The organism is Psychrobacter sp. FME13, assembly GCF_014861395.1.
Taxonomy (GTDB): Bacteria; Pseudomonadota; Gammaproteobacteria; order Pseudomonadales; family Moraxellaceae; genus Psychrobacter.
This window is the reverse complement of sequence record NZ_RRYV01000033.1, coordinates 15592-28593: the sequence shown is the minus strand read 5'-3', so window position 1 is coordinate 28593 and position 13002 is coordinate 15592. Positions and strand designations below refer to the sequence as shown.

The following is a 13002-nucleotide window of genomic DNA, read 5'->3' as shown; positions in this document are numbered from 1 at the left end:
TCAATCAGGCAGCTTAATTCTATTTATTAGGTGTCTTAAGTTTGGGAGGGTTACCCTACCTGCAGTCAAACAATTCTAAAATAGATACAAAGCAGCCGACTGCAGATTGCATATCTAAGGAGAATAACACCGTAGCGGTTTGGTAGCTCACTGACTATACAAATTGATTTGGATTCATCAGTCTGCCATATTATGCTCAATTAATAATAACTGTCATAATAAGAACATATTGACTGTTCATGCTTGTTTTAGCATTACCCATCATATAACACCATAAGGATTACGCAATGTACGGCGTCTTAATGATTGATATCGATAGTACCTCACTGACGAATGAAGATGTTAGCCTAATCAAACAAGCACAAGTTGGCGGCGTTATTTTATTTGCCCGAAACGTCGCAGATGCCGCGCAAGTGCGAGCATTGTGTGACGATATACGCTATCACAATCCTGATATATTAATCGGTGTCGACCAAGAAGGTGGTCGGGTCGCTCGGCTACGTAATGGCTTTACGCCATTACCAGCGATGGGCAGACTGGGTGAGTTATTTAACCGAGACCCAAACCGTGCATTGAACTGTGCTTACGATTGTGGTTATTTGATGGCCACAGAAGTGTTGGCTGTTGGGGTGGATTTGAGCTTTGCTCCTGTGCTTGATAGAGATGGTATTAGTCAAGTGATTGGTGACCGTAGCTTTCATCAGGAGCCACAAGCCATTATTGCGTTGGCAACTCAGTTTATGCGCGGCATGAAAGCAGCGGGTATGGCAACTACAGGCAAGCACTTCCCTGGTCATGGCGCCATTGCTCCTGATTCACACGTAGCTGAAGCAGTAGATACACGTAGTTTGGACGAGATTATGCAGAGTGATATGCAGCCTTTTGCACAAACACTGCCATGGCTCGATGCTTTAATGCCTGCTCACGTTATTTTTTCGCAAGTCGATGACCAACCAGCAGGATTCTCCAAGATTTGGCTAAAAGACATTATCCGTGATCAACTCGATTTTAATGGCGTTTTATTCTCTGATGATTTATGTATGGCAGGTGCTCAAGCAGCAGGTGACGTCAGCGCACGTGTAAAAGCCGCTATTGAAGCAGGTTGTGATATCGCACTAGTTTGTAATGATCGAGTCGCCGCCCATGAAGCAGCTGAAGCGGCACAAGAGTTGCCCTACCCCAATCAAAATCGTATCAAAACCATGTGTGGCAATATTCCACTATGGCAAGGAGATCTGGAATCTACCTGCCAGCAATTTGAATATTGGCAACAAGCCAAACAGAATGTGACTCAAACCTTTTTTGACACAAAACCTGAGCCGCAAGCGACAAATAATCATGACAGTGCCAAAGACCCTACGGCATATAAGTAGGGCTTGTGAAATATCCATAAATAATAGAATGGCAAATATAAAAAAACAAAAACCGCACTTTTATAAAGTGCGATTTTTCCATCATGAACTATTTTCACTCAAAATATTATAGATTAGTTTGCTGTGTCTACATCCATATCTTGAGTAACATCATCACTATCTGGTAGCATGTCATCATTATCACTATCAAGAGGATTTAAATCTGGATCAAGCGACTCATTATTGATGGTCATGCCATCATTCGCACTGCTAGGCTCATCATTGACAACAAACTCAATGCGACGATTGTGAAAACGCCCTTGCTCAGTCGAGTTATCAGCGATAGGTTCTGACTCACCCATACCTCTCGTCGTAAGCTTATTGGTATCGACACCTTGCGATACTAAATATTCTTTGACGGCGTTGGCACGCTCACGAGACAGCTCATTATTATGATCATCCGATCCCTGACCATCTGTATGACCGATAATCATCAGCTTGATATCTGGCACTTCGGCGATAATTTTGGTGGCCTGATCAAGTAACTCTTTATTTACCTCCGGCAGCGTTGCGTCATCTACGGAAAAATTAATAATCTGAACACTTAATGCACGAGCCACATCACTTGGATCTGGATTGTCACCAAGATTTTTCATCGCATTAGTTGCAGCGAACAAACTACTCTCTATCTCATCTTTTAAGTCTAATGGCCTCTCAGCCTGCACTTTCATCGCTGGCGCCGCTGCTTTTAAGTCAGCTATTAGCTTGTCCAATGCTAACGCATCAGACGTATTGACAGTGATAGTGTCACCTTCAATAATCATACTAGCATTTGGTACACTTTTTAGAATAGGCAAAACAGTCGTAAGCTGAGCTGCTACTGGCATGTCTACCGTAAAATGATCATCAACATCAGCACGACACTTATTGGCTTCATCACCAAATGCAGCAGTGAGCGCAGCCATTACGTTGGTCTGTAGCGTTTCATCGCCCACACTCATACGACAAGCATACAATTCACTGTTTTCATCTGTGGCCACACGTAATGAAGCCGCTTCTACATTACTTGCACCTGCTATCTGTTGTGACATGGCTGGCGTGGCAACAGGCTCAGGGTTTTCTTGGCAACCACGCAGTAACGCCCAAGCCAATGCACTCAAAATAATCAAACCAATGATTGGCAATAGTGCTTTCAAAAACCCACCTTGTTGCTCTTCTTGCTGTGGCTGTGGTGCTGTAGTGGTACTGACCGTATCAGCAAGAGGTTCTTCAACTGCCGCTGTGCTAGCTGATATAGTTCCCAGTAATACAGTGCTTGCCCATGCAGGTATATGGTGTTGGTAGCTGGCAAGATTATCACTCAAAAATTGCGGCACAGGCGTACTACCTGCCAAACTTTTGATTTCATAAAAGGCAAGTGGTGCGGCCATCGCAATCAATCCACGAGAGGCTGTCGCATCGACATCATGCTTACCCGCCAACTCACGAGCAATTTGATCACGTTGTGAGCCATCGGTCCATACACGGTCATAAAATGCTTGGTCATCACGAGCGATATTTTCATCGGCAAAACGGTTATAAGTACTACTGTCCGCTAAGCGAGCCGCAAAAATAGCATAAAACTGTTCAAGTAAATTTTTCTTAGCTGGACTATGGTCATCTTCTAGTACTGCTGGGCTCACTGTTCTAGTCAAATGACTGGTAATATCCATAATATAACGCCCCTATTTATTAGTGTTTATCGATATAGTTAGACATCATGATGATATAAAGTAAAAGCTTTCATCTTACTTAAACCAACTATACATAAAATTTTCTAAACCAAATTCTATTTTCATTATTATAAAAGTATTAAGTCAGCATCAACAATCAACACGTTGTTGTGCAAATGATACGTTAGATAATATTTTGATTGTCAAACATCCTTATAAATAAAGTGATGTTGATAAGAGAATCTTATATCATCACCTTAAATCAACCACGGTTAGCCTAATCTTTTTATCAAATTGATTATTGTCTTACTTGCGCAGGTTCAGCAATAATCACGGTATTTGCCATTTCATCCACTTCTGATTCTGAAAAAGGACCTGGTGGTGGACTACTCGCCGGTACATTACTAGGAGTATTGTTAGTCGGCTCACTGCGAGTATTGTTGTCAAAACTGTTAGGATTAGGTACAGGTAACATGCGATCATCAGTATCATCATCTGCAGTTTGGAAATCTCTAGGCTCACTATCGTTATAGCCTTCAACATACTGATCATTTGGAGCTGTGCCCTCATTTCCAAATTGATCGTCCATGCCTGCCGTTTCATTATTATTGACGTTTTCAGGTAATGGCAATGGCGCCGTGCTTTCTATATTCATCGCTGGCACCAACGTGCGGATATCCGTAACCAGTCGTTGCAATAACATACTATCTGGCGCGGCCAACGTGAGACGATCATTCTGCAACTCTAAACGTGCAAATGGCACAGCCCTGAGCAGATTAAAAATATTAGGCAGCACCTCCGTAGGTAGGTTCGCCATACTGGTAGCGACGCCTTCCTGTACTGTTAGCTCACAATTACTCGCTTGTTGACCTAAACTGGTATTAAGTGCTTGTTGCAATGCATTCTGTAGCGCTTCATCGCCAACAACAGCACTACAGCTAGATAGCCCTCCACTGTTGTCCATTCCAACGTTGAGCTCGACTGGCGTCAATACTTCTACAGGTGGCATGGGTGCAGCAACGACAGGCTCTGGCACAACAGGCTCTACCGGTGGAACGTTATTAGGCCTAATTAATATGGCCCAAGCCGCCAGTGCTAACGCCATAATAGCTATTATTAATAATATTATTTTGACCAATAAATCATTGCGCTGACTGCGGGTACGTACTTTTCCTCGCGAATTGCTACCACTTTCTGCCAAATGATGATCTGAAGGATTGGCATGAATCGCATCAGTATTCATAGAAAAATCGTCGTCAGATGCTGGTATTTCATCATCTTCTGCCGTGGTATTTTCTATATCAAGCGATGTCGATGTGATAATTGAGCTTGTACCTGCACTGAACTCATCAGGCTTATCTAAAGAAGTAATTGAGGGATTGTCAGTTACTGGCACAGTAATGGTATCTGCGATGCTGCTTGAGGTAGATTGTTTGTCGCTGTCTTGATAAGCATTGATAACCTCTGCCGCCCATACTGGCAAATAATTACGTAACGCTGACTGCTCTCCTTGCAGGAATGCTGGTAAAAACTGGCCATTGGCCAATATTTTAAGCTCGCTATAAACCAATGGTGCTGAGTTTATAAGTAACTGTTCAGTAATCGAATCGTCAATATGATGTGTCGCTGCTAGCTCTTGGATGACAACCTGCTGCATATCATTTTCTGACCATAACTGTTTGAAAAGCGACTGGTCTGTAACTTCCTCTGTGCGAAGTAATTGCGAGTAAATCTCTGGCAACGCGAGGCGCGCTGCTAAAATGGCATAAAACTGCTCAAGTAGACTGACATAAGCCACGCTGTCCTTACTATCACACTCCCCTAATACAGCAGGAGTAACGGTTTTTTCTAATTGGTCGATAATACTCATAAATTATTGCCTCTTGCGGCCTTTGCTTTACATCTGAAAAAGAATGAGGTGGTCATTATTATTTTATATATAGTCAGAAAACCATAAACTGCTACAGTGCTACCTTTTCTAAAGGCACTACTTCTACAATCTGAAGCCGGCTGTCTTATGGCCATTTTAGAGTGCTGTGACTATATTAGAGCCAGTCATAAATCAGCAGTCATCGTTACGGTCATCATACGAAGCATTACGTACTATGTCTGACACATTGCTATATTATTGACTATAAAAGCATAAAAGTGCATTGTTTTGTCGCACAATAGTTTTTTCATAGCATCATAACTACTATTAGTATAACTTTGTTGTTAATATTAGCGCTCAATAATTCACTATTAATTATTTGTCACATCGCCATTTATAGTGCTGCTCCATATCAGGCGTAGCCTAAGGATTTCCCGTTGTTCGATCATACGACCCTGATTATTATCATTACCGTTATTGTCAGCTTATTAGCATGGCAAAACAAAACCTTGTTTAATCGACTAATTTTTTATCCACCAGCGGTAAACAACGGCCAATGGGATCGCTTTGTAACGCATGGCTTTATTCATGCTGACAGTATGCACCTGCTCTTTAATATGTTTACCTTGTATTTTTTTGGACGCGCGATTGAAGGGTTGTATCGGTCATTTTTATTTGGTTATGGCTTTGTGATTTTTTATGTATTGGCCATTATTGTTGCAATGATTCCAAGCTACCTGAAAAATAAAAAAAATGCCAGTTACTTGAGCCTTGGTGCTTCAGGCGGTGTGTCAGCTGTCTTATTTGCTTTTATTCTGCTCGCACCATGGGAAAAAATCTATTTGTTTGCCGTTGTTCCTATTCCAGCCATATTATTTGCTGTCGCTTATGTCGCTTATAGCATCTATGCAGATAAACGTGGTGGTTCAAACATTAATCACATGGCGCATATGTGGGGCGGTGCTTTTGGCGTAATAGCCACGATTATTCTAGATCCGCGCATATTGTTACATTTTATCAATGCTTTGTTGTCGCCTAGTCTTTAGCAGCCACTTTTTAAAATCATGATGCTCGAAAGTCATGATGCTCTCAAGTCATGATACTCTGATACTCTGATACTCTGAAATTCTGAAATTCTGAAATTCTGAAATTCTGAAATTCTGAAATTCTGAAATTCTGGCAGATAATGACCAACCCTATTGTATTGTTATAAACTACTCACTTTTTTTATATATTAAGATGTAATAGTTAATTATGATTATAGATGTTATCGGTGATATTCACGGTTATGCAGACAAGTTAGTCGGCCTACTACTACAATTAGGCTACGTGCATGATGGTACGTGCTTTATGCCGCCCGCAGGTCATCGTGCACTATTCATCGGTGATTTGGTCGACCGTGGTTCACAGCAGGTAGCGACACTAGAGATTGTCTTTGCCATGCTAGATGCTGGTGTGGCTGATGCGGTGATGGGTAATCATGAGTACAATGCACTGGCTTTTGCCACGCTCGATCCTGATAACCCTACTCAATATCTGCGCTCACACAATGAGGTGCATGTACGCCAGCATGAGGCATTTTTAGCAGAACTACCATTTGATTCCGAAGCTCATCAGTATTGGCTACAACGGTTGTATGAGATTCCATTGTGGATCGAAACTGATTATGCCTGCTTTGTACATGCTTGCTGGGATGTAGATAGTATGACGATGCTAAAACCATTATTGACTGATGCCAACTGCCTAACGCCACAAGGTTTAATCGCTACCGCCAAAGAAGACACCGCACAGTTCGATGCCTTAGAGCGAGTATTAAAAGGTGTAGAAACACCACTACCTGATGGTTTGGTGATGACTGATAAAGAAGGCACTAAACGCTCACGGGTACGGGTACGTTGGTGGCTTGATGAGTTAGAGTCACGCACACTGCATGAGATTGCACGTGCGCCTTCATCCGCCATGGCACAAATCCCCAAAGATGCGATGGCCGAAAACATCAACTTTGCCATAAAGACGCACAAACCTGTCTTTGTTGGTCATTACTGGTTAACGGGTATGCCTGAACCACTTAGCCAAAAGGTTGTCTGTACCGACTATTCAGCTGCAGTAGATAGCGGCTACCTTACTTGTTATCAGCTCGATACTCAGCAGCCTTTACCACTCAAACCTGAAAACTTCGTACAACATCGACATGATGAAAACATTGATATAGGTCGACAATCCCAATAAGATTGTTCATCTATAGTATTAAAAAGTAAACTTGGCTTTACGAAGACGGCAAAATTTTTGTATGATGGTCTTTTTGAGGATATCAAAGCATGAGCACCACATCAGCGACTGTTAACACTGTTGAACAAAACGGACCTATCACTTCTCCTGCTGGTCAACCAAAAGTTGGTATCATCATGGGTTCGCAATCTGATTGGGCAACTATGAGCGGTGCGGCACAACTACTCGCAGACTTTGATATTGCCTTTGAGTGCGAAGTAGTCTCAGCACATCGTACCCCTGATAGATTATTTGATTATGCCAAAAATGCAAAAGGTAAGGGCTTACAAGTGATCATCGCTGGTGCAGGTGGTGCTGCGCATCTACCCGGCATGTGCGCCAGCCAAACGCCGCTACCTGTCTTTGGTGTTCCTGTAAAATCATCGATGCTCAGCGGATGGGATAGCTTACTGTCTATCGTACAAATGCCAAAAGGTGTCGCTGTTGGGACATTAGCGATTGGTACAGCAGGGGCTTATAATGCTGCTTTGCTTGCGATTCAAGTTTTAGCCTTACACGATGAGACCATTGCGACTAAACTAGACAGCTTACGTGAGACGCAAACCGAAACCATTCTAGCCAGCCCAACACCCGGTATCATCAATAACTAATCATCAATAGCTAATTATTCTTAGCTCAAGCAAAGTGACCACCAAACTTATTCACTTGATATTTATTTTTAGATGGGTTTTACTTAATACTAAGATTTATTTAATACAAGGTGCATACAGTGCACCTTTTCCTATTTTAATACACCAATATTTTTTTACTCAAAGAGCTTACCATGACTACAGCAAACGCTTATCCCGTTACCCAAACCATTCGTACCATCGGTATTTTAGGCGGTGGTCAGCTTGGTATGATGCTTGCCGAAGCCGCCTTGCCGCTTGGTTATCAATGTGTTTTTTTAGAAGACAACGCTGACTGCCCTGCCAGCTTATATGGACGCGTCTTTCATAGTGAACAATTAGCAGCATTTATCGAAGCCGCTGATGTTTTTACTCTTGAGTTCGAAAACACACCGACATCTACTGTCGAACAGCTTACTGAGTTATCAAAATCTGGTAAAAAACATGGCATGTCTCCGCCGCTAATGGCTCTTGATATCGCACAAGACCGTCTCAAAGAAAAGCAGATGTTTAATGACCTTGATATCGCCACAGTACCTTTTATGGCTGTCAATTCTGAAGCAGAATTGCAGCAAGCATGTGACAAGCTGGGCTTGCCTATCGTCCTAAAAACCAGTCGCGGTGGTTATGATGGTAAAGGTCAGTTCGTCATCAAACAAGACAGCGATATCAAAGCTGCTTGGCAAGAATTAAAAGATGCGGTCACAGGTAAAGGCTCTCTGACACCAACGCCAGTACCATTGATTGCCGAAGGTTTTATTGACTTTAGCCGCGAGCTATCTATTATCGCTGTACGTGCACAAAGCGGTCAGGTTCGCTGTTATGATTTGGTCGAAAACCATCATCATCAAGGTGTTTTAGCCAAAACCCAAGCCCCTGCTGTTGGTACTAGCCATTTATTTAAGCAAGCTCAAGATGCCATTACCACTGTCATGAACCATCTAAACTATGTTGGTGTGATGGCGCTTGAGCTGTTTGTGACCAAAGATGCACGTGGTCATGACACGTTACTTGCCAATGAAATTGCCCCACGTGTCCATAACTCTGGGCACTGGAGTATCGAAGGCGCAATTACTAGCCAGTTCGAAAATCATATTCGGGCGGTGGTCAATCTGCCATTAGGTGATACAGACAATGTCCATCCAGCGATTATGCTCAATGTCTTGGGGCAATATCCTGACATCAGCGCCGTGCTAAATATCGATGGTGTACACTATCATAGCTATCATAAAGCCGAACGTAACGATCGTAAAATTGCGCATATTACTTTAATGCCCAATGATGTGGCAGATTTAGAACCGGCTCTAGCCAAGCTCGTCGCGACTCTACCCAATAAAATGGGACTTGAGAAAAAATCAGTGGCAGCTGATGAGCAGCCAATAACGTTAGATAATCATGAGCATGCTGATGCTGAAAAACCTGTGGAAAATGCTGAATCAAGCAATGAGACTGCCGCATCCGATAAGACTGTAGCGGCAAAAGAAAATAAGGCTAAGAAATAATGCAGATTTGGGTGGATGCAGACTCAGTACCATTGATCGCCAAAGATTTGATTATCAAAACAGCTGAACGCACACAAACCATGGCGATATTCGTTGCCAATCAGCCAATTAAACTGCGCAAGTCACCACTGCTCACTATGACAGTGGTGCCGTCAGGATTTGACAAAGCAGATGACTATATCGTTGAGCAAATACAACCGGGCGATCTGGCCATTACTAGCGACATACCTTTAGCCAACGATATATTGGACAAAGGTGGCATGGTTTTGACCACTCGCGGTGTGGTCTATGACAAAAACAATATTAAGCAAAAGCTTAATATGCGTGATTTTATGGACACCATGCGTGGTACTGGTGTACTAGAGCTACAAGAGATGAGCGGACAGAAGCCTTACGGTGATCGTGACAAAAAAGCCTTTGCCGATGGATTAAATAAACTGGTACGTTAACTTCTAACATTGTATTTCTTTCAATCTCTATACAGTCTATAACCAAACACTATGTAATCGGCACGCTTCATAACGAAGCGTGCCGATTTTTTTGTTAACCTATAATCAGTTTTTGATATTACTTTCGATATTTATTTTAAAAAATACAGTTTATACGAAAGACAACGCATATAAGAATAGGAATGATTATGAAAATTTTAGTAATTGGTGCAAGCGGTCGAGTGGGTACAGATTTGGTTAAGCAGTTATTGGCTGACAATCATCAAGTGATAGGTACTACTCGTCAAGATAAAAAACTATTTGACGATGAAAAATACAGTCAACTAGACCTAGACATTACTGCTGAAAAAGAAGACATTCAAACGCAAATAGACCAAAATATCGACGCCGTTTATTTTGTTGCAGGCTCTGGTGGTAAAGACGTTTTAGAAGTGGATCTGCATGGTGCAGTCAAAACCATCCAAGCAACGCAAGACAAAGGTATCAAACGTTATATCATGCTCAGCACGGTATTCTCATTAGATACCAGTAAATGGGATAGAATTGCCGACCTAAAAGAATACTATATCTGTAAACACTATGCTGACCAATGGTTAATCAACGACAGCACTTTGGACTACACCATAGTCCAAGCAGGCGCGCTGAAAGAGCGTGAGGCAACTGGCAAAATTACTATTAACAGTGATGACGCAGGTGAGAACTCAATTGAAGATGTCGCTGCTACCTTAGCCACTGTACTAAATGCTGACAACACCATCAAGCAAGTCTTTAGCATGAGCAATGGTGACACGGCTATTAACGATGCTATCGCACAGTTATAATCACTAAAGCAAAAAAAAGCGAGTAGGCCGAAAGGTTTACTCGCTTTTTTATGGCTGTTATTTGAGATTATATTATTAGATGAGTAATAATATTTAGCCTCTAAAGAGTAACTATTAGAGAGTAACTATGCCAAACCACTTGGGAAGGGGATGACTTCTTCTAGACTGCTAGCTCCTGTAATGACCATTAGCAGCCTATCTATACCAACTGCGATACCGCTACTAGGTACCAAATCATCAGACGCCGCTAGTAGATGCTCATCGATTGGCATTTGTGGTAGATTATGACGCTGACGCAACTCATTATCTTGCTCGAAGCGCGCTCTCAACGCTTGTCCATCTGCTAACTCGTCATAAGCGTTAGCAATCTCTACGCCATTAATATACAACTCAAAACGCTTGGCAATACGATTACCTTCTTTATCTAATGCCGTTTTTGCCAAAGCCGCCGTCGCTGGTGGGTACTCAATAATCAAGGTTGGTAAATCATGTCCCAAGTTGGGCTCGACTGCATGACTAAACAATAAGTCCAACCAACTTTGACGTCGATCTTCTTCAGTATCCACGGCTCTACTCGCCTCACTGTTAAAGTCGAAGCCTGTTAAACCCTTATCTTCTGCCACTGCTTGTAATGCGCCAAGACTGGCTGTCAGTGGATGTATACCGACGAAATCCATAAAGGCATCGACATAACGATAGTGACTCATCACTACAGAACTGCCATAAAGCACTTCTAATAACTCGCCAAGCTCAACTGCCATATCATCCAAACTATAATTTGGCTGATACCATTCGAGCATCGTAAATTCAATGTTATGCTGCACGCCTATTTCATTATTTCGAAAAACAGGACAAATCTGATAGATAGGTACCTGCCAGCTAGCCAATAAACGCTTCATCGAAAATTCAGGTGATGTGTGCAAATAATAGGTCTGTGGTTTGTCTTGATAAGTGACTTGTGCCGCGATTGACTGCAAAAAAGTATCGGTATTACCGGCTTGTGACAATAGCGGTGTCTGCACCTCTAACACTTGCTTTTTAGCAAAAAACTGACGGATATTGCCTATAAACCGCGCACGCTGCTGCGCCATAGATAATGCCATGGTCGGTGCGTAGCTAGGCTTAGAACTGATAGACTTAGAAGTAATAGGCTGCGCAGAAATGTTATTTGCTTGAGTCATTTGTGGTCTACTACGATTGATAAATAATCAGTTTGGTAATTGAGTGTTTGATTTTTAAAACTGCCATTCACGACGTAAATGATAATCACGTCTTAATCCATCAAAATCAGTACCATTTACCTGCCCATCGACCTCCTTACTTCTCAAGGAGGCATCGTCTTGCCTAATATCATAAAACTTTATTAGTCTGTCTGGATGCGCCTTTAATTCAGACCATAGAAATAAGTTAAGCGGTAGTAATGCCTGCATTGACTGAACAGGTGTGACTGCTAACTTTTCACATAGCGCATCATAAATAATTTGCGTACCACGCAGCTTACCTTCTAGCGTATAGCCAGCGATATGCGGTGTAGCAAAGATAAGCTTGGATAATAAAGGCTCTGCAATCTGAGGTTCATGCTCAAACACATCAAGCACTACTTGTCGCCCAGTACGCTCAATATCTGCTACCAGCGCATCCGCATTAATTACAGGTCCACGCGCACTATTAATGAGTATTGTATCAGCAGGCATCATGGCCAATGCGTCGGCATCAATGATATGCCGTGTTGGATAATTGCTACCTCCAGGATGCGCATCACCTTTCTCATTTGTCAGAGGTACATGCAAGCTAACCGCATCGCTTTGGCTGAGCACCTGCTCTAAACTCGCATTATTAAGCTTGGATTTTGGTAATAGTGGATCATAACCTAAGACTTGCCAGCCCAAATCACTGGCATACTGAGCAAGTGTACTCCCAATATTTCCCAAGCCAATAATACCAAGGGTCATAGGTTGTTGCCAATACTGTGGACGCAACGTTAGAACCGCTGTCAATACATATTGCGCGACAGAGTGTTTGCTACAACCTGAAGCATTGGCAAAAGTGATACGACGCTGCATTAGGTAATCTTGATCAACGTGATCGGTGCCGATGGTTGCAGAACCAACGAATTGCACACTATTGTTACCAGCCAACAATGCCTCATCTACTTGCGTCACCGAACGGATTAATAAAACATCAGGCTGCACTTCTGCAAGTAATGATGCATTGATATCTCGTCCAGCAACAGTGATGATATCTACAGCCTGCTCTGATGATTGAGCAAGTGTAGATGCGTTAAAAAACTTGTCCAAACTGGCGATATTGCTATCCGCCAAAATAGTAATATGTTTAATAGTATTTACCCTACCCTTCATGGTTTTGCCACATAATTAATAACATAGTCGAACAGCTAT

At 42.3% G+C, this 13002-nt stretch carries 11 protein-coding genes; 7 read left to right on the top strand and 4 right to left on the bottom strand.

The features are described from left to right. The first annotated feature begins 287 nt into the window (after positions 1-287). Positions 288-1373: a beta-N-acetylhexosaminidase gene (gene nagZ, locus EI164_RS06470; protein ID WP_192519165.1), complete on the top strand. Its 1086-nt coding sequence runs from the start codon at positions 288-290 to the stop codon at positions 1371-1373. A gap of 113 nt (positions 1374-1486) precedes the next feature. Here the strand turns inward: nagZ and EI164_RS06465 are convergent, their stop codons facing one another. Both EI164_RS06465 and EI164_RS06460 read right to left on the bottom strand, forming a co-directional pair. Continuing rightward, positions 1487-3064: an OmpA family protein gene (locus tag EI164_RS06465; RefSeq protein WP_192519164.1), complete on the bottom strand. Its 1578-nt coding sequence runs from the start codon at positions 3062-3064 to the stop codon at positions 1487-1489. A gap of 298 nt (positions 3065-3362) precedes the next feature. After that, positions 3363-4934 carry a hypothetical protein gene (locus EI164_RS06460; RefSeq protein WP_192519163.1) on the bottom strand — a complete coding sequence of 524 codons (1572 nt, stop codon included), beginning with the start codon at positions 4932-4934 and terminating at the stop codon, positions 3363-3365. A 437-nt stretch (positions 4935-5371) separates the two neighbouring features. Between EI164_RS06460 and EI164_RS06455 the strand changes: the two genes are divergently transcribed. From EI164_RS06455 to EI164_RS06430, 6 genes are all read left to right on the top strand, one after another. Further along, positions 5372-5980: a rhomboid family intramembrane serine protease gene (locus EI164_RS06455; protein ID WP_192519162.1), complete on the top strand. Its 609-nt coding sequence runs from the start codon at positions 5372-5374 to the stop codon at positions 5978-5980. Between the two features lie 208 nt (positions 5981-6188). Continuing rightward, a complete protein-coding gene (locus EI164_RS06450) occupies positions 6189-7163 on the top strand; it encodes a metallophosphoesterase (RefSeq protein WP_192519161.1) in 975 nt (324 codons plus the stop codon). An 89-nt stretch (positions 7164-7252) separates the two neighbouring features. Further along, positions 7253-7813, top strand: coding sequence for a 5-(carboxyamino)imidazole ribonucleotide mutase (gene purE / locus EI164_RS06445; protein WP_192519160.1), 561 nt, complete (start codon positions 7253-7255; stop codon positions 7811-7813). Positions 7814-7986: 173 nt separating this feature from the next. Next, positions 7987-9333, top strand: coding sequence for a 5-(carboxyamino)imidazole ribonucleotide synthase (locus EI164_RS06440; protein ID WP_192519159.1), 1347 nt, complete (start codon positions 7987-7989; stop codon positions 9331-9333). Next, on the top strand, positions 9333-9782 hold the full coding sequence (locus tag EI164_RS06435) for a YaiI/YqxD family protein (RefSeq protein ID WP_192519158.1): 450 nt from the start codon (positions 9333-9335) through the stop codon (positions 9780-9782). The genes EI164_RS06440 and EI164_RS06435 overlap by 1 nt, the downstream gene beginning before the upstream one ends. Positions 9783-9970: 188 nt before the next feature. Further along, a complete protein-coding gene (locus EI164_RS06430; RefSeq protein WP_192519157.1) occupies positions 9971-10603 on the top strand; it encodes an NAD(P)H-binding protein in 633 nt (210 codons plus the stop codon). 125 nt (positions 10604-10728) lie between these two features. Here EI164_RS06430 and epmA read toward each other — a convergent pair whose 3' ends face one another. Continuing rightward, on the bottom strand, positions 10729-11784 hold the full coding sequence (gene epmA, locus EI164_RS06425; protein ID WP_192519156.1) for an EF-P lysine aminoacylase EpmA: 1056 nt from the start codon (positions 11782-11784) through the stop codon (positions 10729-10731). A gap of 54 nt (positions 11785-11838) precedes the next feature. Next, positions 11839-12942, bottom strand: a complete 1104-nt coding sequence (locus EI164_RS06420; protein WP_192519167.1) for a 4-phosphoerythronate dehydrogenase — start codon at positions 12940-12942, stop codon at positions 11839-11841. Between the last annotated feature and the right edge of the window lie 60 nt (positions 12943-13002).

Excerpts from the sequence above, each read along its gene's own strand:
- EI164_RS06460 (WP_192519163.1), bottom strand. The coding sequence starts at position 4,934 with ATGAGTATTATCGACCAATTAGAAAAAACCGTTACTCCTGCTGTATTA.
- EI164_RS06435 (WP_192519158.1), top strand. The coding sequence starts at position 9,333 with ATGCAGATTTGGGTGGATGCAGACTCAGTACCATTGATCGCCAAAGAT.
- EI164_RS06430 (WP_192519157.1), top strand. The coding sequence starts at position 9,971 with ATGAAAATTTTAGTAATTGGTGCAAGCGGTCGAGTGGGTACAGATTTG.
- EI164_RS06440 (WP_192519159.1), top strand. The coding sequence starts at position 7,987 with ATGACTACAGCAAACGCTTATCCCGTTACCCAAACCATTCGTACCATC.
- purE (WP_192519160.1), top strand. The coding sequence starts at position 7,253 with ATGAGCACCACATCAGCGACTGTTAACACTGTTGAACAAAACGGACCT.
- nagZ (WP_192519165.1), top strand. The coding sequence starts at position 288 with ATGTACGGCGTCTTAATGATTGATATCGATAGTACCTCACTGACGAAT.
- epmA (WP_192519156.1), bottom strand. The coding sequence starts at position 11,784 with ATGACTCAAGCAAATAACATTTCTGCGCAGCCTATTACTTCTAAGTCT.
- EI164_RS06450 (WP_192519161.1), top strand. The coding sequence starts at position 6,189 with ATGATTATAGATGTTATCGGTGATATTCACGGTTATGCAGACAAGTTA.
- EI164_RS06465 (WP_192519164.1), bottom strand. The coding sequence starts at position 3,064 with ATGGATATTACCAGTCATTTGACTAGAACAGTGAGCCCAGCAGTACTA.